Below are 20,327 nucleotides of genomic sequence, written 5' to 3' on the forward strand. Positions count from 1 at the left end.
ATGACCGAACCCGCCACCGTCGTGTCCCCCGTCGTCCTGGCCGCGCTCGAACGCCGTCACCTCGACGGTTTCCCATCCGGCCGGTGGCGCCTCGGCCCGGACGTGCACGACCCCGCGCGCCCGGTGCTGTACGAGATCACCGGGATGTCCGCGGTCTCCGGTGATCTCGCCGGCGCGGTGAGCGCGATGCACCAGCCGGGGCACCGCCTCGTCCTGGTGTGGCAGGGCACCGGCGGTCGGAACAGGGTGTTCGCCGGCGTGCGGCGGCTGCCGGAGGCGCCGTCGACCGAGGACCACCTGGCGATGCTGCTCGGGGTCCTGCGGGCGCACGTGCCCGGCCTGGAGGCGGCAGGACCGCACAGGCTCTCCGGCACGGAGCTGCCCGGTCTGGCGGACGCGGTGTCCGGCGCGAACGCCACCGCGGTGATGACCGGCGTGCCCGCTCTGCTCCAGACCGGCGGCCTGGAACGTCTCGCCGATGCCGCCGGGGGGCGGGACCACGTCGTGATGGTGGTCGCGGAACCGGTGCCCGCGGCCGAACTGGACCTGCTGCTGGACCGCTGCCGCGAACTGCGGGCGGAGATCCGCCGGTTCGTGACCCGGACCGTCTCCGCGTCGCGCGGGGAGAGCACGGGCCGCGCCGAGACCAGGCAGGTGCCGGAGCTCGACCTCCCCGGGCTGCCCGCCGGACTGCGCGCGCTCGCGGAGTTCGTGAAGCGGACCAGCCTGACCGCCACCCAGAAGACCCTGGCGCGGATGGTGTCGGCGAGCGTCGCCAGGTTGCTGACCGACGAGCTCGGCACGCCGGGATCCGAACAGAGGTCGGAAGGCCGGTCCGCGGGCACCAGCACGACGATCGAGCTGACCGAACCGCACGCGGAGGCGAGCGAGGCGCTGCTGACGAGGGTCATCGCCCGGCTGGAGCTCGCGCGCTCGACCGGATCGTGGACGACTTCGGTCTACCTCGCCGCCGACCGGCCCTCCACAGTGGATGTTCTCACCGGCGCTCTGCGGGCGATGTGGTCGGGAGGCGGTGTCGAGCCGCCCAGGGTGTCCACCCCACCGGACTGGATGACCAAGGCGGCGATGCTGTCCGGTGGCACGATCGTGAACGAGCTGCGGCACCCGCTGGGGGACGTGTTCGACGGGCTGCGCACCTGCCACACCTCGGCGGAGCTCGCCGGCGTGCTTCCCCTGCCGCAGCGGGAGATCGCGGGGGTGCCGGTCAGGCGCGCCGCCGAGTTCTCGCTCAACCCGGCGCCGGCCGGCGGTGAGGCCGTCGTGGCCGGCTCGCTGCGAGACAGCCGTGGCGCGGACCTCGGGCCGGTGGCGCTGGGCCTGGAGACGTTGAACCGGCACACTTTCATCACCGGGATGACCGGGTACGGCAAGTCGACGACCGCGCGGAACATCCTGCTCGGCGCGCACGAGACGGCGGGTCTGCCGTTCCTCGTGATCGAGCCGGTGAAGGCGGAGTACCGCGAGCTGGCCGCCGACCCGAGGCTCGCCGGTCAGCTCCGCGTCTACACGATCGGTGACGAGGACCGGGGAATCCCGTTGCGCCTCAACCCTTTCACGCCAGTCGCCTCGGTGCCGCTGCAACGGCACATCGACCTGCTCCGCGCGGTGTTCAACGCGGCGTTCCCGATGTTCCCCGGCATGCCGTACGTGCTGGAGGAGGCGATGCTCGCGATCTACGCCGACCGGGGCTGGGACCTGCGTTCCTCCGCCAACGACCTGCTCGGCGCGCAGTCGACGCCGTCCGACCGCGCCGCGCTGACTCCGACCCTGACCGACCTGCACGACAAGGTGGAGGAGATCCTCGCGCAGAAGGGCTACGGCACCGAGGTCCACCAGAACATGGGCGCCGCGTTGCGCGCGCGGTTGCGCAGCCTGATGGTCGGGGTCAAGGGACGCACGCTCGACGGCAGGGGTTCGCTCGCCGCGCACGAGCTGTTCGAGAACCCCTGTGTCATCGAGTTGCGCAACCTCGGCGACGACGAGGAGAAGGCCTTCGTCATGGCGCTCCTGCTCGCGCTGCTGTCGGAGTACGGGGAGGCGCGGGCGCAGGGAACTCGCCGGCTGCGCCACCTGACGTTGATCGAGGAGGCGCACCGGCTGCTGGCGGCACCGAGGTCGTCCGGCGGCGCCGACCAGGCGGACAGCCAGGCCAAGGCCGTGCGGATGTTCTCCGACCTGCTCGCCGAGATGCGCTCCTACGGCGAGGGGTTCATCGTCTCCGACCAGATTCCCACGAAGCTGGTGCCGGACGTGGTGAAGAACTCGACGGTGAAGATCGTCCACCGGCTGAGCGCGCCGGACGACAGGGCGTTGATGGGAGCGTCGATGAACCTGACCGACGCGCAACGCGATCACTTGGCGGAGCTGCCGCCGGGACATGCCGTGCTCCACGACGACAGTGCCTCCGCGGCAGCGCTGATCCAGGTTCCGCTGCTGGAGTTCACCTCGACCGCCGCTCCGGTGCGCGAGTTCGAACGCAGTCCATTTTGGAGGAACGGGTCGTGCGTGGCATGCCCGGATCCGTGCCGGCTGGTCGGCCGTTCACTGGGGACCACCGCGCCGGACGCCGTCGACGCGGCGATCGCGCCGGTCCTCACCGCGATCCTGCTCGGCGACGCCGACACGGCGTGGCGCAGGTGGACCTCCTGGCGGGAGGGCTGGAACGGCGACCGGCCGGCCCGCTACTGCACGGTGTCGCAGTCGTCGCACCGCTGGCTGGGCACCGCGTTCCGCGGCCGGGCCGCGCTGCTCGGCCGCGCCGCCGGGCCGGGAGAGACGCTGGCGCAGGACCGGGCGGGCCGGCGAGTGGCGAAGTTGCTGTTCGCCTGGCTCGACCTCACCGCCCTGGACGACGACGCGCGGCAGATGTTCGCCGACACGCAGAAGGCACTCGCGGAGCTGTTCGAAGGTCACCCCGGTTCGTGCCCGGCGCCGTGCCTGATGACCCCGTTCGCCGGTGCGGCACCGCCTGAACTGCGCCGCGCCCTCGCGGCCAGGGCCACCCAGGCCGTCAGCGTGGAGACCAGGGTCAGGAACCTGCTGGCCGCGCTGCCCTGCCTCGACGAGCTCGTCGATCCGCACGCCTACCTGCGCTGCCTGCTCACCGCGTGCGTCCCGACGGACATCGGCGAGGTGCTCGACGCGTTGGACTGCCGCGATCCTGATGTGTGAGCGGGACCTGCCCGCGCGGGCGCGCCCACCGGGACTGCCTGGGCTCATGCCGTTGCCTTGATCTTGGTGCGGACGTCACCGGTGTAGCCCAGGCGTCCCTTGGTGACGACGACAACGACGAGGGCCAGCAAGCCCAGGCCGAGCACGGGACCCCAGAGCAGTTCGTCGCTCGCGTCGGGGAAGAACTCGGAGAAGGCAACGGACTGGAAGTTGTTGATGGAGCAGTGCAACAGCATGACCAGGGGCAGGCTCTGGCGTCCCTTGTTGTAGACCAGGGTGATCAGGAAGCTCATCTCCATGGCCAGCACGGCGAAGCGGATGATCGTCTCGGCGGTGACGTCAGGACCTCCCCAGGGGGTGAGGAACAGGGGCAGGTGCCAGATGATCCACAGGATGCCGAGGACGAACGTGGCGACCATGGGCTGGTGGCGCTGCTGCAGGCGGCTGAGGGCGAAGTCGCGCCAGCCCGGTTCCTCGGCGAGGCCGGTGGTGAAGAACTGGAGCACCAACGCCGGCACGTAGATGGCGAGCACCATCAGCGAGGGCACTTGGAAACCTTCGGCGTCGCTCACCGCCAGCGTGCCCAGCAGGACCGCGATGGGAACTGCGAACAGTGCGAACGCGTACCAGAGGACGCCGGCGCGGAACTGGAAGAGGCGCTTGCGCCAACGCCGGAGTCCTTCCCTGCCCTCGGTGATGGCGGTGACGGTGAACGCGGCGGTGAGCGGGCCGAGGTAGGCGCCGGGGAGGATGGCGGTGAGCTGGTTGCCCATCAGCAGGTCCGGGTAGCGGAAGTGCAGGACGCCGAAGCCGTCCAGCGACAGGATGTAGGGCAGCCAGGCCAGCCAGCTGATGGTGTTGGCGAGGGTGAAGAACGTGATCAGCGGGTACCGCTGGACCAGTGCCTGCCAGCGGTTGCTGGCGACGGGGCCGGGGCCCTCGGTTGGGATCGAAGTCATGGTCGGAACACTAGAAATGGATCTTGCGGGAGTCAGTGGAGTGAAGTGGTGTTCTAGGGGTGGAGGCCGCTCTACCCCCGTTGGGACGTCCTCGTGGAGCGGTCAGCGGGTCCACGCTCCGGCGGCTGCGGTCCGCACGACGTAGTCCTCGAAGGTCCTGGGCGGTCGTCCCACCACGGCGGCCAGGTCGTCGGTCGTCGAGGCGAGCAGGCCGCGTTCCATCAGGACGAACATCGCGGTCACGTGGCCGGCGTCGGCCTCCGCCAGTCCTGCCTCGACGAGGGTCGCGGTGTAGGCGGCCGGGGAGATCTGCTCGTAGTCGATGGGGAGGCCGGAGGCGCGCGAGATCAGCTCGACGGCCTCGCTGAAGGTGATGGACCGCGGTCCGGTCAGTTCGTAGGTCTTGCCGGCGTGCTTGCCTGGTTCGGTCAGGACGGTGACCACGGCGTCGGCGACGTCCTCGAGGTCGATGAACGGCTCGGGGACGGTGCCGGCGGGGAGTGCGAGCCTCCCGGCCAGCAGTGGGGCGTGGAAGACGTCCTCGTCGAAGTTCTGGTTGAAGTTCGACGGTCGCAGCACCGTCCACTCCAGAGCCGAAGCGCGCACGGCGTCCTCGGCCGACCGCATGTCCAGGCCGAAAGTGGAGTCGCCCCAGGTGTCGGCGCCGTGTCCGGAGAGCAGGACCAGTCGGCGCACTCCTGCGGCCTCGGCGCGGGGGATGAAGTCGTGCACCGGACCGGGCACGCCGGGCGGGACCACGTAGACGGTGTCGATTCCTCGCAGGGCCGCGTCCCAGGTTTCCGGGGCGGTCCAGTCGAAGCGTGTGTCGCTCGACCGGGAGGCGGTGCGGGTCGGCGTGCCGCGCAGCCGCAGCCGGGCGGCCACCCGCCTGCCGGTCTTGCCGGTCGCGCCCAGGACGAGGGTGGTGTTGGTGCTCATGGCTTCGAGTGAACCCGGTCGGCCCGGACGATCACATGGTCGAGACGCCGGATTGCCTGTCTGATCGTCTAACGTTGAGGGATGGACGCGTTCAGTGATCTGATCCGCGGGGTGCGGGCCAACGGGTCGCTCTTCGGGAGCACGGCTCTGTCCCCGCCCTGGTCCCTGCACTTCGTCGACGGCGCGCCGCTGACCCTGTGCACCGTGCTGAACGGCGAGGGCTGGGTGGTGCCGGAGGACGGACCGGCCGAACCGTTGCGCCCCTACGACACGATCATCGTGCGCGGGCCGGCGACGTTCTCCTTCGTGGACGAGGTCGGAACGAGCGCGGAACCGGTGGCGTGTGGGGAGTTCTGCGCCACGCCCGACCAGGGCGGGACCACGCACCGGCTCGGGTGGAACGACGCCGCGCGGGACGGGGCCGCGACCCTGATCGTCGGTGCCTACCCGGTGCGTGGCGAGATCAGCCGTCGTCTGCTCGACGCGTTGCCCGGCGTGTTGCGGGTGGACGCGGGTGGCACGGTCGACCCGGTGCTGGACCACCTCGCCGCCGAGGTCGCCGTTGACGCGCCGGGTCAGCAGGTGGTGCTCGACCGTCTGCTGGACTGGTTGCTGGTGTGCACGTTGCGCGCGTGGTTCGACAGGCCCGGTGGCGCTCCCCCGGCCTGGTGGGCCGCCCAGCGCGATCCGGTCGTCGGCCATGCGCTCCGCCTGCTGCACTCCGAGCCCGCCGCGCCGTGGACGGTGGCCGCGTTGGCGGACCGCACCAGGGTGTCGCGGTCCACGCTGGCGAAGCGGTTCGCCGAGTTGGTGGGCGAGCCGCCGCTGACCTACCTCACCCGCTGGCGCATGGGTCTGGCCGCCGATCTGCTGGTCGAGCGGCAGGCGGTGACGGTCGCGGAGGTCGCCCGCGCGGTGGGGTACTCCGACCCGTTCGGTTTCAGCGCGGCGTTCAAGCGGGTCAGGGGTGCCAGCCCGACCGACTTCCGGCGCGACGCCGTATTTTCGTAGATCCGGCCGCAGAGCACCGTCGGGCACGGCCTTCTCAGGGCTGGTTCGCGGCCACCTTCGCGTAGAACTCGGCCGGGTCCTCGGCGAGACCGGCCTTGGTGGTGCGGCTCCAGTCGTCGACGACGACTTCGGCGGCGCCGTCGGCCAGGCCGTCGAGGGCCGCCCTCACCACGTCGGCGGCCTGGAGCAACGGGCCCTCGTAGCCGGCCATCATGTCCGTGTCGGCGGCGCCGAGGTGCAGGCCCAGCACCTGCGTGCCCTGGTCGGCCAGCTCGACGCGGGTGCCGGCGGTCAGGCTCCACTCCGCCGCCTTCGCGGCCGAGTACGAGGTGGCGCCGTTGTAGGAGAACCAGGACAGGGCCGACAGGACGTTGATGACGGCCCCGCCGCCGTTGCGGCCGAGGACGTCGGCGAAGGCGCGGGTGACACCCAGCGTGCCGAAGAAGTGGGTTTCCATCTCGCGGCGGATCTGGGTCAGGTCGCCGCGGACGAGGTTCTGGCCGGTGGCGATCCCGGCGTTGTTGACGAGCAGGGTCACGTCCCCGGCCTGCCGCGCCACCTCGTCGACGGTCGCCTGGTCGAGCAGGTCCAGGGTCAGGGGGACGACGCCTGGCGTGGTGATGGTGCTGACGTCACGGGCCGTGGCGTAGACCTTCTTGGCGCTGCGCTCGAGCAGCTGGCTGACGAACTCCTTGCCGAGGCCGCGGTTGGCCCCGGTGACCAAAGCGACCGAACCCTTGATGTCCATGGTGTTTGCCCTTCCGGTTGTGACTACCACAGAAGGGTAGAATCTGACGTTGATGTCAGGTTCAACCTGAAGTGGCGGAGGTTACAAGTGACCGAAAAGGACACTCTGATGCGCATCGGCGAGTTGTCCGCCCGCACGGGGGCAAGCGTCCGGTCGCTGCGCTACTACGAACAGCAGGGCCTGCTGACGTCGACCCGGACGACGGGAGCGCACCGGCTCTACACCGAAGCCGCGGTGGACCGGGTGCATCTGCTGCGCCTGCTCTACGAAGCCGGTCTGTCGAGCGACACGATCGCCACGCTCCTGCCGTGCGTCGACGCTCCTGCGGAGAAAGTCACCGTGGACACACTGGATGTCATGCAGCGCGAGAGAGAGCGGATCAACACGCAGATCGCGGCCATGCTCACCACCCGTGACCACCTCGACGTGCTGATCGAGGCGGCCACGGGTCACCTCGACCGTCAGCGCGACGCCGCACTCACCACCTGATCCCCACGACACATCTATTCCGGTCGGTATAGATGTGCTACGTTCTGGGAGTGGCAGGGACACAGGGCGCCCCGATGGGCCGGCCGAGGGAGTTCGACACCGACGAGGCGCTGGACCGCGCCATGGAGGTGTTCTGGCGGCAGGGGTACGAGGCGACGACGCTGGGCGACCTGACCGCCGCCATGAACATCGGCAAGCCCAGCCTGTACGCCGCCTTCGGGAACAAGGAGCAGCTGTTCCGCCTGGTGCTCGACCGCTACAGCGAAGGTCCGGGGTCCTACGGGGTCCGCGCGGCGGAGCAGCCGACGGCCCGGCAGGTGGTCGAGGCGTTCCTCAAGGGCACGGTCGAGACCACCACTCAGCCGCAGTGCCCGCAGGGATGTTTGGGCGTGCAGGGCGCGCTCGCCGCCAGCGACGACGGCGTGGCGGTGCACGACCTCCTGGCGGCCTGGCGGGAACGCGCGCGCGGCGAGCTCGAGCTGCGGTTCCGGCGGGCTGTCGCGGAAGGGGATCTGAGAAGTGACGCCGATCCCGGGCGGCTGGCCCGTTACGTCATGACGCTCTCGTTCGGACTGGCGGTGCAGGCGGCCGGCGGGGTCGCGCGGGACGAGCTCTTCAAGGTCGTCGACGAGGTCATGCTCAGCTGGCGGTCGTAGCCGCCCCAGGCTGACCGGCCTCACCTCAAGTCCACTGTGGATGCATCGCACCGGTGAACCGGTGCGGCGATGACGCATGCCCTACTTATGTACCGATTGGAATAAAAGGACACGTCTTGACCACTCACACCTCGGCTCCGCCCCAGACCTCCCGACAGGAGTCGTGGGCGGGGGTCGCTTCCCTCGGCCTCGGCATCTTCGCGCTCATCATGGCGGAGTTCCTGCCCGCGAGCCTGCTCCCCCGCATCGCCGACGGACTGGAGGTCTCGTCCGGCGCGGCGGGACAGGCGGTCAGCGTGACCGCGTTCGGGGCGGCCGCGGCGGCGCTCCTCATCTCGGCGGTGCTCCCGCGGGCCGACCGTCGTCACGTGATGATCGGTCTCACCCTGCTCGCCGTGATCTCCAACCTCGTCGTCGCGGCGGCGCCGAACCTGGCCGTGCTCCTGCCGGCACGGCTGCTGCTCGGGTTCGCGATCGGCGGGTTCTGGGCGATGTCCACCGCGGTGGCGTCCCACCTCGTGCACGAGAACCACCTCGGCCGGGCTCTGACGGTCATCAGTTCCGGTGTCGCGCTGGCGACGGTCGCCGCCGTCCCGCTCGGCGCGTGGCTCGGGACCGTGTGGGGCTGGCGGGCGGTCTTCGTGCTCGGCGGAGGCGCCGCCTTGGTCGCCCTGATCGCCCAGGCTGCGACGTTGCCCCGCATCATGCCCGCACCGGGAAGCGGTCTGCGTGCGCTCGGAACGGTGTTGCGCTCCGGTGTCGTACTCGCCGGGTTGCTCGGGATCCTGCTCGTGTTCACCGGTCACTTCAACGGTTTCACCTACATCAGGCCGGCCGTCGACGCACTGTCCGGAATGGACGACGGAGCGTTCGCCGGACTGCTGCTCGTCTTCGGCGCGGCGAACTTCGCCGGCACCCTGATGGCGGGGCCGCTCGCCGACCGGTCGCCGCGGACGGGTCTGTTCGTGTTCCCGTTGGTGCTCGGCGCCGGGATGCTCCTGATGTTCACGCTGGGCGGGTCGACCTGGTCGCTCCTCCTCGCGGCCGCGCTGTGGGGCTTCGGTTTCGGTGGCATCCCCACCACGGTGCTGAGCTGGGGCGCGAGGACCGATCCGGCACGCATCGAGCAGATCAGCGGAATCGTCGTGACGGTCTGCAGCCTCGCCGTCGGCACGGGCGCGGCCGTCGGCGGAGTCCTCGTCGACGGTGTCTCCGCCACCTCGATCCTCCCTGCGGGCGCGGCCGCCGCCGTGGCGGGCGGTCTGCTCCTCACCTTCCTGCACCGCACCAAATAGAGAAGAGAAGGATTCATGAACAAGAAGATCACCAGACTGGCGAGCGCGGTCGCGACGACCCTGATCGCCGCTTCCCTGCTGTCGTTCTCGTCGAGCACGACCTCGGCGAACTCGGGTGAGCACACCGGGGTCGAGCCGCCCCGCGGTTACCGCTCCGAGTTCGCTCAGGTCAACGGGTTCCGCATGCACTACCTCCGCGGCGGCAAGGGCTCGCCCGTCGTGTTGATCCACGGCTTCCCGCAGACCTCCGCGGAGTGGCGTCCCCAGCTCGACGCCCTGGCGCGGAAGCACGACGTGATCGCCGTCGACCTGCGCGGCACCGGGAACTCCGGGGTGCCGGCCACGGGATACGACACGGTCCAGCTCGCCGAGGACGTCCACGCGCTGCTGGTCAAGCTCGGTGTCAACAACGGGGTGCAGGTCGTCGCCCACGACGTCGGGGCGTGGATCGCGTACCCGTACGCCGCGATGTGGCCCGCCGAGGTCAGCCGGATAGTGGTGATGGAGGGTCCGATCGTCGACGAGTCCCTCTACGGTTTCCCCGCGCTGGCACCGGAAGGAGGCCTGTACGTCTGGCACTTCGGACTCTTCCAGAAGAAGCTCGCGGAGCAGCTGGTGCGGGGCCACGAGCGGGAGTTCGTCGAGGGCTTCGTCGACCAGTACCTCGCGGTGAAGGACGCCTTCGGCCCGGCGGACTACGAGTACTACGCCCGCTACCTCCGGCAGCCCGGCCGCTTCCGCGCCTGGATGCAGATGTACCGGGCCATCGACACCGACGTGCGTCAGACCGCGGAGTTGAGCGCGGCGGGACCGCTGCGGATGCCCGTCCTCGCGGTCGGCGGTGAGAAGGCACTGGGTGGATCCGTCGGTGCGCAGTGGAGCAAGTACGCCACGAACGTCGACACGCGGGTGCTGGCCGGTACCGGGCACTGGGTCACCGAGGAGCGTCCCGAGGAGGTGACGAAGCTGTTGGCCGAGTTCCTGCGCTGATCGCGCCGAGCGGTGAAACGCCGACAAGCGCGAAGAAATTCACACTTACCCCCTAATTCGTGAACTCTTGACTCGGTTCGGGCCGGGAGGCAGGCTCTCGCGAATGCCGGTCCAGGCCGACAACCAGGGGGAGCTCGTGTTGGAGGAAGCGCTCGACGACGGTCAGGCGACGGTCCGGTCCGCCTGGTGACGGGGCAGCCGCACGAGTACGTGCGCCGGGAGCTGGTGGAGCCGGACTGGCGGCGGTTCCCCGGCTGGGCGCACGTGACCGAGGCGCAGTGGCGTGACGCGCAGTGGCAGCGGGCGCATTGCGTGAAGAACGCGAAGCAGCTGGGGCTGGTCGCGGGCGGGTTGCTGACGGACAGGTTCTACGACGACCTCGCCGCGGACCAGGAGACGTTCGCGACGATGTCGATGCTGTTGCCGCCGCACGTGCTCAACACCATGGCGGTGGACGCACGGCTCACGCCGGAGGCCTTCACTGAGGCGTTCCTGGCCGACCCGGTCCGTCGCTACATGCTGCCGGTGGCGTCGGACCGGGATCCGCTCCGGCCGTCCCATCCGCACTCCCAGCGCGACTCGCTGCACGAGGCCGAGATGTGGGTCGTCGAGGGCCTGACCCACCGCTACCCCACCAAGGTCCTGGCCGAGATGGTGTCGACGTGCCCGCAGTACTGCGGGCACTGCACCCGCATGGACCTGGTCGGCAACTCGACACCGTTGATCGACAAGCACAAGCTCTCGCTCAGGCCGGTCGACCGCCAGGACCAGATGATCGACTACCTGAAGAAGACCCCCGGCGTTCGCGACGTCGTCGTGTCCGGCGGGGACGTGGCGAACGTGCCGTGGCCGCAGCTGGAGTCCTTCGTGCTGCGGCTGCTGGAGATCGAGACCGTCCGGGACGTGCGCCTGGCCACGAAGGCGCTGGCCGCGCTCCCCCAGCACTGGCTGCAGCCGCGCGTGGTCGAGGGCCTCGAACGGGTTGCCCGCACCGCGTCGCAGCGGGGCGTCAACCTGGCGATCCACACGCACGTCAACCACGTGCAGTCCGTGACGCCGCTGGTGGCGGAGGCGGCGCGGGCGGCGCTGGGGGCCGGGGTGCGGGACGTGCGCAACCAGGGCGTGCTGATGCGCGGGGTCAACGCCACCGCGGCCGACCTGCTGGATCTTTGCTTTGCCCTGCAAGGGGAAGCGAACATCCTGCCGTACTACTTCTACATGTGCGACATGATCCCCAACGCCGAGCACTGGCGCGTTGCCGTGTGGGAGGCGCAGGAGCTGCAGCACGCGATCATGGGCTATCTGCCCGGGTACGCCACGCCTCGGATCGTGTGCGACGTGCCGTACGTCGGCAAGAGGTGGGTGCACCAGCCGGCGGAGTACGACCGGGAGCTCGGGATCTCGTACTGGACCAAGAACTACCGGACCGGGATCGACTCCGAGGATCCCGGGGTGCTCGACCGGCGGTACCCCTACTACGACCCGATCTCCACGCTCGGAGAATCCGGCCAGAAGTGGTGGGAGGATACGTGAACTCCAGGTCAGGCGCTCGCTCGCCGGGGAATTCCGGTGATTTGTGGACAACCCGAGACGGGCGTGCTTACGATGGCCGCACTGGGCTGGGGATTATGAGTGATCACGTGCAGGGGGACATGGCACCGCAACCGGGGTACCGCCGCAGGAATTCGTGCCGCACACGTGTTCTCGCAGCCGCATGACCGCACTGGCGCACAGGTTGGACGAGATCGAACGCTCATTCAGCCCGACACCGCTCGTGCCCGTGGCCGACGAGAAAGTGGATCTGCACGCCAAGCTGGAGTTCTGCAATCCGACCGGGAGTTCGAAGGACCGATCGGCGTTCTGGATTCTCAAACGCGCGGTCGAACGCGGTGAGATCACCTCGTCCACGACGGTGGTCGAATCATCGTCGGGCAATTTCGCGATCTCCATGTCGTCGTTCTGCCGCGCGCTCGGAGTTGAATTCGTCCCGGTGATCGACCCGAACTGCAACGCCGCCACGGAGCACTATTTGCGGGCGGCCTGCGACCGCGTCGAGAAGGTCACCGAACGCGACAGCTCCGGTGGGTTCCTGCTGAGCCGGCTGGCGCGTGTGCGGGAGCTCGAGACCGCCCTGCCCGGCGCCTACTGGCCCAACCAGTACGCCAACGCCGACGCCGCGGAAGCGCACTTCCTGCTGACCGGCGGGGAGATCGCGGGGACGCTCGGCAGCCTCGACTACGTGTTCATCGGGGTGAGCACCGGCGGCACGGTCGCCGGTCTGTCTCAGCGCCTGAAGAAGGAGTTCCCGCAGGTCAAGGTCGTCGCGGTCGACACGGAGGGCTCGGTGATCTTCGGCCGGGCGCCGCAGGCGCGCAAGCTGCCGGGGCTCGGGTCGAGCATCGTGCCGCCGCTGGTCGCGACCGCCGAGATCGACGACGTGGTGATCGTGAGCGAGCATGAGGCGGTCCTCGGCTGCCGGGCCCTGCTGCGCCGCTCCGGCCTCTTCACCGGAGGCTCGACGGGCAGCACCTACGCGGCGATGCAGCGCTACTTCGCGGACCGCGACAATTCTGCCGGACGGCCGAGCGCGTTGTTCCTGTGCGCCGATCGCGGAACGGCCTACGCGGAAACCGTGTACAACGACACGTGGGTGGCAGAAGCCCTGGGCGGGGAAACGCGCACATCGGCGACAGTGGCCGGATGACCTGGAGGGAACAACTTGTCCAGCTTTCCGAATGAGTTCCGCGTGCCCGCCGCGCGGGTGATCACGGGCGATGACGTGCACTCGTGCGTGAATGGCAGCGCCGAGGAGTGCGTTGATCTCGTCCGGCGCGCCTACCTCACGCACTCGGCCGGGGACAGCTCCAACCCGCACAGCAGCTTCCTGCGTTTTCCGCACAAGCCGAACTCGCGGATCATCTCGCTGCCCGCCTATCTCGGCGGCGAATTCGGTGTGGCGGGCATGAAATGGATCGCGAGCTTCCCGGACAACACCGCCGAGGGCATCCCGCGCGCGTCGGCGATGTTGATCCTGAACGACACCGAGATCGGTTACCCGTTCGCGTGCGTGGAGTCGTCGATCATTTCCGCGACGCGCACCGCGGCCTCCGCCGTGCTCGGCGCCGAGGCGCTGGTGGGTGAGCGCGCCGCGCGCCGGGTCGGCTTCATCGGGACGGGCCTGATCGCGGGCCACGTGTGGCGCTTCCTGCGCGACCTCAAGTGGCGGATCGACGGCTTCCGGCTCTTCGACACCGTGCGCGCCAACGCGGACCGGTTCGGCGAGGGGCTCGTCGAGGACGGCGCGGCCGACGTGGTCGCGGTGGACACCGCCGCCGAGGCGATCGAGGGCTGCGACCTCGTGGTGCTGGCGACCGTCGCGGGCGAGCCGCACATCACCGACCCGGCGCTGTTCGCCCACGCGCCCACGGTGCTGCACCTGTCGCTGCGCGACCTGTCCCCCGAGGTCGTCCTCGCGGGACAGAACATCACCGACGACGTGGACCACGCGGTGCGCGAACGCACCTCGTTGCACCTCACCGAACAGCGCACCGGTGACCGCGCGTTCGTCGCGGGCACGATCGCGGACGTGCTGAACGGCGCGGTGCGGCGCGACCCGGAGCGGGCCGCGATCTACTCGCCGTTCGGGCTCGGCGTGCTCGACCTGGCGATCGGCAAGTGGGTGTACGAGCAGGTGACCGCGCGCGACGGCGGCACGGTCATCGACGACTTCTTCGGCAGTGCGGTGAGGCGGCCATGAGCGAGATCCAGTACACGGTGGTCGTCAACCACGAGGACCAGCACTCCGTCTGGTTCACCGACCGGCCCCTGCCGGCCGGGTGGACCGAGATCGGCTTCACCGGCACCAGGGAGGCGTGCCTGGCGCACGTCGAACAGGTGTGGACGGACCTCACGCCGCGCTCGGTGCGCGAGCGCCTGGCCGCCGGGGAGACACGATGACCGCCGGCGTGCTCCTGGACACCAGGAAGGTCGTCACCACCGTCGAGCTGTCGGTGTTCGAGCGGATCACCCCGCTCGTGTCGGGGTACCTCGAGGCGTACGCGTCGACGGACCCGGTGGTGAGCGGGCAGTTCCGCTTCGACAAGTACACGACGAGCATCAAGACACCGCTCGAGACGGTCGCGGAGGCCTTGCTGGCCAAAGACTCCGACGTGTTCGCGTTCTCGACGTACGTGTGGAACATCGGCCTGGTCCGCAAGCTGCTGGTGCTGCTGCGCCAGGCGCGCCCGGACGTGCACATCGTCCTGGGCGGACCGCAGGTGATGCACCACGGCCTGCGCTACCTCGACCCGTCCGACGAGCGGATGGTCGTGTGCAACGGCGAGGGCGAGGCGACGTTCACCGAGTACCTGCACGAGCTGACCAAGCCGGAACCGGACCTCACCACCGTGGCCGGGCTGACGATGTACCGCGGCGGGCAGCTCGTCACGACACCGGAACGCGCGCGCATCAAGGATCTGGAGACGATCCCGTCGCCGTTCCTGTCCGGGCTGATCTCCGACGAGTACAGCATCAGCATCATCGAGACCAACCGCGGCTGCCCGTACCACTGCGGCTTCTGCTTCTGGGGCGCGGCGACGAACGACCGCGTCTACCGGTTCGACGAGGAGCGGGTGCGCGACGAGCTGACGTGGATGGCGCGCAACGGCACGCTGTTCCTCTACATCGCCGACGCGAACTGGGGCATGCTCGCGCGCGACGTCGAGTTCTCCGAGCACATCGCCTCGCTCACGCGCGAGTACCGGCTGCCGAACGTCGTGTACTTCTCCTCGGCCAAGAACAAGCCGCACGCGGTCACCAAGATCACCGGCATCTTCCAGGAGGCCGGGCTCGTCGCGTCCCAGCCGGTGTCCATGCAGACGCTGGAACCGACCAGCCTGAAGATCATCGCCAGGGACAACATCAAGCTCGACGCGTTCGGCTCGGTGCAGGACGACCTGCGCGACCGCGGGCTGAGCTCGTTCATCGAGCTGATCTGGCCGCTGCCCGGCGAGACGCTGGAGACGTTCCAGCAGGGCATCGGCACGCTGTGCGAGCGGGACGCGCACACGATCATCTCGTACTCGCACCTGCTGCTGAACAACACGCCGATCTACCACAACCGCGACAAGCTCAGGCTGGTCACGCGGCCTGCCGGCGGTGAGGTCGCCGAGGCGCAGATCGTGATCGGCACCGAGCAGGTCACCCCCGACGAGTTCGTCGAGGGCATGCGGTACTTCTACGCCGTGCACGCGGTGCACAACACGCGCAGCCTGCGCGCGACGGCGAAGTACCTGACCGGCAAGGGGATCACGACGTTCCCCGCACTGTTCTCCGCGATGGTCGAGCACTGGCGCGGCCTGCCGCAGGACGACGCCATCGTGTCCTACGTGGAGCGTTCGATCCGGGACGCGCTGTTCTACGACGTCGGCAACTACGGCCTGTTCGTGCACATGGTGCTGCACGAGCACCGGGCGCTGTTCACCCGGCACCTGCGCGACTTCGTGGCGGCGCAACCGTGGTGGTCGGACCCGACCGCGCGGGCGCTGTTCGAGATCGATCTGCTGAACCGGCCCTACATCTACTCCTCCACGCCGCTGGAGGAGTTCGACCGTCCCTTCGAGACGGTCGTGGTCACCGCGGGGTCGGGACGGTCCCGCACGGTCGAGCTCGACCCGTCCTGGCACGAGGAGCTGCGCCGGTCGGTGCGATTGGACCCGCTGGTGCCGCAGGGGCCGCGGTTCGTCGTCGACTACAAGCGGCTGCAGTACCCGTACATGGCCGGGCAGAGCATCGACCACAACGCGAACTACTGCCACGGCATGATCGAGAAGATCGAGAACATCGCGCCGATCTGGCGTTCGACGGGAGCCTGATGCAGCTGGACCGGCGCCCGGTGCTGGGCGTCCTCGCCGCGATCGCGTTGCTCGGGGCGCTGGCGGTGGTGGCGTTCGCGCCACCGGCCGCCCGCTCCGGTGACGTCCCGGCGCGGGAGTTCTCCGCTCAGCGCGCGGCGGCGCACCTGGAGCAGATCGCGCAACGCCCGCACCCGACGGGAACGCCGGACAACGCGCGCGTGCGCTCCTACATCGCCGACACGGCGCGGTCGCTGGGCGCGCAGGTCGAGATCGACAGCGGTGACGTGGTGCGGGCCGGGTGGGGCAACCCGTTCCCGGCCGCCAACGTGCACAACGTCCTGGCGCGGCTGCCCGGTACCGACCCGCAGCGCAGCGGCGGCAAGACGCTGCTGCTCGTCGCCCACCACGACTCGGTGCCGACCGGTCCGGGCGCGGCGGACAACGGCGCCGCTGTGGCCGGGCTGCTGGAGACCATCCGGGCGCTCCAGGCCCGCGGCGGCACGCCGAACGACGTCGCGTTCCTTTTCACCGACGCGGAAGAGATCGGCGGCCTGGGCGCGGAGCGGTTCGTGCTCTCACGCGGGATCGACGGACTCGGCGCGGTGCTGAACTGGGAGGCCCGCGGCAGCTCGGGCCCGGTGCTGATGTTCGAGACCAGTGCCGGCAACACCGAGCTGATCGACGCCTACGCGGGCACCGGCACCCGCCCGGCGGGCAACTCGCTGGCCTACGAGATCTACCAGCGGATGCCCAACGGCACCGACTTCACGGTCTTCAAGGACGCGGGCGCGCACGGCCTGAACGCGGCGTTCCTCGACGGCTTCCACGACTACCACTCGCCGCACGACGACCTCGCGAACCTCGACCGGGACAGCCTGCAGCACCACGGCGAGACGATGCTCGGGCTGGTCGACCGCCTCGGGTCCACCGACCTGCGCACGCTCGCCGCCTCGGACAACGCCGTCTACTTCGACCTGTTCGCCCGCGTGCTGGTGCACTACCCGAGCTGGGTCGCCCTGGCCCTCGCGGTCGCGACGGTCCTCGCCCTCGGCGCGCTCGTCGTGCTGGGCGTGCGCCGTCGGGCCCTGCGCGTCACCGGTGTTCTCGCCGTGGCCGCCATCTCGACGGGCGCCGTCGCCATCACGTTGGCCGTGGGTGTCGGGCTGTGGCGGCTCGTGCTGGTCGTGCGGCCGGGGCTGTCGGCGCTGCCGCTGGAGGAGCCGTACGAACGCGGCTGGTTCGTGGCCGGGTTCCTGCTCGCCGCCGCGGCGGTCGTGCTCGCGGCCGCGCGTGTGGTGCGGCACCGCGAACAGGCCGAGGTGCTCGCCGGGGTGCTCCTGGTGGGCACGGCGGTGGTCGCCGCGACGGCGTTCACCGTGCCGGGCGCGAGCTACTTGCTGCAGTGGCCCGTTCTCACCGGCCTCGTGGTGCTGGGGCTGTGCCTGCGCCGCGGCCACGCCGGCGCGGTGCTGCTCGGGCTGCCCGCGGCCGTCACCGTGGTGCTGTTCGCGCCCCTGGTCGGTGCCGTGCTGGTGGCGCTCGGGCTCCAGCTGGCCGCGGTGGCCCTCGCGCTCGCCGCCCTCGGCGGCCTGCTCCTGCTGCCGCTGCTCACGCCGCTCCCCCGTGCCGCCGTGGTCCTGCCTGTCGTGGTGGCGCTCGCGCTGGTCGGCACCGGCCTGGCCCGCTCGGGCTTCGAGCGGACCGAGCCGCGCACCAACGCGTTGCTCTACGTGCGCGACCTGACCGAGAACTCGTCGACGTGGATGACCCGCGCGGACGAGACGGACGCGTGGACGTCGGCCGTGCTCGGCGCGTCGCCGCGGCAGACTCAGGCGACCACGTACTTCCCGCAGGAGGGCCCGGACTCGTTCCTCGCCGCGGACGCGCCCCGGATCGACCTGCTGCCGCCCGAGGTGAAGGTCCTCGCCGACGACGGCGGCGCCGGTCCGCGGACGGTCCGGTTCTCCGTGACCTCGCGCCGCGACGCGTGGCGGATCGTCGTCCGCCTTCCGCAGGACCGGCTGCGGGAGTGCACGTTCGCCGGCACGCGGATGGACGCCGCGACGCTCGCCAAGGACGCCGACTACACCGGCGGCGTGGTGTTCCAGTACACCGGCGACTCCGACACGTTCGAGCTGAGCTGCGCGGTCACCCCCGGCCCGCTGCCGGTGGACGCGTCCGACCAGACGATCGGCCTGCCGGAGCAGGTCGCCGCGCTCGCCGGGCCGCGCCCGGAGGACACCGCGCTGATGCCGTTCGGGTTCACCCCCGCCGACACCGCCGTGTCGCGGCACGTGGTGGAGATCTGATGACCGACGCGATCACGGTGCGGAACCTGACCCGCAGCTTCCGCACGAACCAGCTGGTCCTCGCCAACGACGACCTCACGTTCAGCGTGGCCAGGGGCGAGGTGTTCGGCGTGCTGGGCGCCAACGGCGCCGGCAAGACCACCCTCGTCTCCCAGCTGCTCGGACTCGTCCGCCCGACGTCGGGTTCGATCACGGTCGAGGGCGTCGACGTGGTGGCCGACCCGGACGGCGTCAAGCGCATCACCGGTTTCCTGCCGCAGACCGAGCTGGCGATGCGCGAGCTCGAGGTGCGCCGCGCGCTGCACTACACCGGCCGCCTGCGCGGTCAGGGCGAGACCGACGCGCAGCGCCAGACCGACGAGCTGCTCGACGAGCTCGGCCTCGGGCCGGTGTCCGGCCGGTACGTCAACCAGCTCTCCGGCGGCATGATGCGGCTGGTCAACTTCGGCATGGCCCTCATGGGCCGCCCGAAGCTCCTCGTGCTCGACGAGCCGACCAACGAGCTCGACCCGCACAACCGCCGCCTGGTGTGGGACGTGCTGGCCCGCCGCAGCGCCGCCGAGGGCGCGACGGTCGTGCTGGTCACCCACAACGTGCTGGAGGCCGAGTCCGTCGTCGACCGGGTCGCCGTGATGCGGCAGGGCCGGATCGTCACGCTCGGCTCCCCCGGCGAGCTCAAGCACCGCCTCGGTGACACCGTGCGGATGGACCTGCAGGTCCGCGACGGCGGCGAGCTCGGTGCCGCCGACCTCGCGCTGCTCGGCGCGACCGGCACCGTCGTGCCCGGCACCAGGGACGGCCGCTACCTCGTGCACTGCGCGCCCGCGCGGATGCCCGAGCTGGTCACCGTCGTCACCGAGGGCATGGCGACGATGGGGATCGAGGACTTCCGGCTGTCGCGGCCGTCGCTGGAGGACGTGTACCTGAGTCTGGACGACGAGCCGGCGGCACCGGTGGTCTCGGCTGCCCCGTCCGCGGCGAAGGCGGCTCCCGCCGGTGTCGCGTCCGCCGCGGCGGCGGCTCCGGCCGCTGCCCCGTCTGCGGCAACTGTGGTTCCCGCCGGTGTCGCGGTCCTCGCCCCGACAACCCCGGTGCCATCGGCCCGCCCTCCCCTGCGCGAGCGCCTCACCCGCGGCCTGACCAGCTTCAAGTACCTGTGGCTGGAGCAGATGCTGGAGGTCAGGTCGACCTGGTGGTGGAGCCTGCTGTTCGGCTTCCTGATGCCGGTGGCCATGGTGTTCGGCCTGACCAGGATCGGCGGCGGTCTCACCGACCAGAACAGCCTGCTCTACATCGTGAGCGGCGCGGCGGTGTTCTCCGTGGCGACCGAGGGGATCGCGACGCTCGCGCAACGCGTCGGCGTGGTGCGCACGAGCGGGATGCTGCAGTACTACGTGTCGCTGCCGATCAGCCGCACGGCGTTCCTCGCGGCGCTGGTGTTCTCCCGGCTGCTGCTGATCCTGCCCGGCCTGGTCACGCCGATCATCGCCGCGCGGCTGATGTACGACGCGGACTTCGTCGTGTCCCCCATGTTGCTGGTCGTGCTGCCGCTGACGTGCCTCGCGCTGTCGGCGGTGGGGCTCGCGATCGGCACGGTGGTGGAGAGCATGGACGTGATCGTCGTGATCACGAACCTGCTGATCTTCGTCCTGCTGCTGGCGGCACCGGTGCTCATCCCGCCGGAGTCGCTGCCGCTGCCGTTGCGGCTCATCGGTTACCTGTTGCCGCCCACCTATGCCGCGGAAGCGCTCCGGCACGCCCTCAGCGGTGATCTCGGCGGGATGTTCCTCGTCGACGTCTCCGTGCTGCTGGGCATGACGGTGCTCGGACTGGCCGCGACGTCCCGCTGGATCCGTTGGCGTATCGCATGACACAAGGAACTCG

The 20,327-nt window shown here is 70.2% G+C and carries 16 protein-coding genes; 13 read left to right on the forward strand and 3 right to left on the reverse strand.

Annotation, left to right across the window (positions count from 1 at the left end):
* A complete protein-coding gene (locus IE307_RS19475) occupies positions 1-3,192 on the forward strand; it encodes an ATP-binding protein (RefSeq protein ID WP_191299443.1) in 3,192 nt (1,063 codons plus the stop codon).
* A 44-nt stretch (positions 3,193-3,236) separates the two neighbouring features.
* Here IE307_RS19475 and IE307_RS19480 read toward each other — a convergent pair whose 3' ends face one another.
* Both IE307_RS19480 and IE307_RS19485 read right to left on the reverse strand, forming a co-directional pair.
* Positions 3,237-4,151 (reverse strand): CPBP family intramembrane glutamic endopeptidase, encoded by a 915-nt coding sequence (locus IE307_RS19480; RefSeq protein WP_191299445.1) that lies wholly within the window; start codon positions 4,149-4,151, stop codon positions 3,237-3,239.
* Positions 4,152-4,253: 102 nt separating this feature from the next.
* Positions 4,254-5,090, reverse strand: coding sequence for an NAD(P)H-binding protein (locus tag IE307_RS19485; protein ID WP_191299447.1), 837 nt, complete (start codon positions 5,088-5,090; stop codon positions 4,254-4,256).
* An 81-nt stretch (positions 5,091-5,171) separates the two neighbouring features.
* Here IE307_RS19485 and IE307_RS19490 point away from each other — a divergent pair, with 81 nt between their 5' ends.
* The gene (locus tag IE307_RS19490; RefSeq protein ID WP_191299449.1) at positions 5,172-6,101 is read left to right on the forward strand and encodes an AraC family transcriptional regulator; all 930 of its coding nucleotides are present in this window, start codon (positions 5,172-5,174) and stop codon (positions 6,099-6,101) included.
* A gap of 34 nt (positions 6,102-6,135) precedes the next feature.
* Here the strand turns inward: IE307_RS19490 and IE307_RS19495 are convergent, their stop codons facing one another.
* Complete coding sequence (locus IE307_RS19495; protein WP_191299451.1) at positions 6,136-6,849, reverse strand: SDR family oxidoreductase; 714 nt, start codon at positions 6,847-6,849, stop codon at positions 6,136-6,138.
* 87 nt (positions 6,850-6,936) lie between these two features.
* On the opposite strand from IE307_RS19495, the gene IE307_RS19500 reads away from it, so the two are divergent.
* From IE307_RS19500 to IE307_RS19550, 11 genes are all read left to right on the forward strand, one after another.
* Positions 6,937-7,338: a MerR family transcriptional regulator gene (locus tag IE307_RS19500; protein ID WP_308436373.1), complete on the forward strand. Its 402-nt coding sequence runs from the start codon at positions 6,937-6,939 to the stop codon at positions 7,336-7,338.
* 50 nt (positions 7,339-7,388) lie between these two features.
* Positions 7,389-7,994 (forward strand): TetR/AcrR family transcriptional regulator, encoded by a 606-nt coding sequence (locus IE307_RS19505; RefSeq protein ID WP_229904871.1) that lies wholly within the window; start codon positions 7,389-7,391, stop codon positions 7,992-7,994.
* Between the two features lie 116 nt (positions 7,995-8,110).
* Positions 8,111-9,289: an MFS transporter gene (locus IE307_RS19510; protein ID WP_229904872.1), complete on the forward strand. Its 1,179-nt coding sequence runs from the start codon at positions 8,111-8,113 to the stop codon at positions 9,287-9,289.
* A 15-nt stretch (positions 9,290-9,304) separates the two neighbouring features.
* Positions 9,305-10,279 carry an alpha/beta fold hydrolase gene (locus IE307_RS19515; protein ID WP_191299453.1) on the forward strand — a complete coding sequence of 325 codons (975 nt, stop codon included), beginning with the start codon at positions 9,305-9,307 and terminating at the stop codon, positions 10,277-10,279.
* Between the two features lie 186 nt (positions 10,280-10,465).
* Entirely contained in the window at positions 10,466-11,812 is a 1,347-nt protein-coding gene (locus IE307_RS19520) for a KamA family radical SAM protein (protein ID WP_229904873.1), read from the forward strand.
* Between the two features lie 181 nt (positions 11,813-11,993).
* The gene (gene sbnA, locus IE307_RS19525) at positions 11,994-12,983 is read left to right on the forward strand and encodes a 2,3-diaminopropionate biosynthesis protein SbnA (protein ID WP_191299455.1); all 990 of its coding nucleotides are present in this window, start codon (positions 11,994-11,996) and stop codon (positions 12,981-12,983) included.
* Between the two features lie 42 nt (positions 12,984-13,025).
* Positions 13,026-14,036: a 2,3-diaminopropionate biosynthesis protein SbnB gene (sbnB, locus tag IE307_RS19530; RefSeq protein ID WP_191299457.1), complete on the forward strand. Its 1,011-nt coding sequence runs from the start codon at positions 13,026-13,028 to the stop codon at positions 14,034-14,036.
* Positions 14,033-14,236 carry an MbtH family protein gene (locus IE307_RS19535; RefSeq protein WP_191299459.1) on the forward strand — a complete coding sequence of 68 codons (204 nt, stop codon included), beginning with the start codon at positions 14,033-14,035 and terminating at the stop codon, positions 14,234-14,236. Before sbnB ends, IE307_RS19535 begins: the two co-directional genes overlap by 4 nt.
* Positions 14,233-16,152 (forward strand): cobalamin-dependent protein, encoded by a 1,920-nt coding sequence (locus IE307_RS19540; RefSeq protein ID WP_191299461.1) that lies wholly within the window; start codon positions 14,233-14,235, stop codon positions 16,150-16,152. Before IE307_RS19535 ends, IE307_RS19540 begins: the two co-directional genes overlap by 4 nt.
* Positions 16,152-18,443 carry a M20/M25/M40 family metallo-hydrolase gene (locus IE307_RS19545; RefSeq protein ID WP_229904874.1) on the forward strand — a complete coding sequence of 764 codons (2,292 nt, stop codon included), beginning with the start codon at positions 16,152-16,154 and terminating at the stop codon, positions 18,441-18,443. The genes IE307_RS19540 and IE307_RS19545 overlap by 1 nt, the downstream gene beginning before the upstream one ends.
* Positions 18,443-20,314: an ABC transporter ATP-binding protein/permease gene (locus IE307_RS19550; RefSeq protein ID WP_191299463.1), complete on the forward strand. Its 1,872-nt coding sequence runs from the start codon at positions 18,443-18,445 to the stop codon at positions 20,312-20,314. Before IE307_RS19545 ends, IE307_RS19550 begins: the two co-directional genes overlap by 1 nt.
* Positions 20,315-20,327 lie beyond the last annotated feature (13 nt).

Origin of the sequence: Lentzea cavernae, from assembly GCF_014653695.1 — a bacterium.
GTDB lineage: Bacteria > Actinomycetota > Actinomycetes > Mycobacteriales > Pseudonocardiaceae > Lentzea > Lentzea cavernae.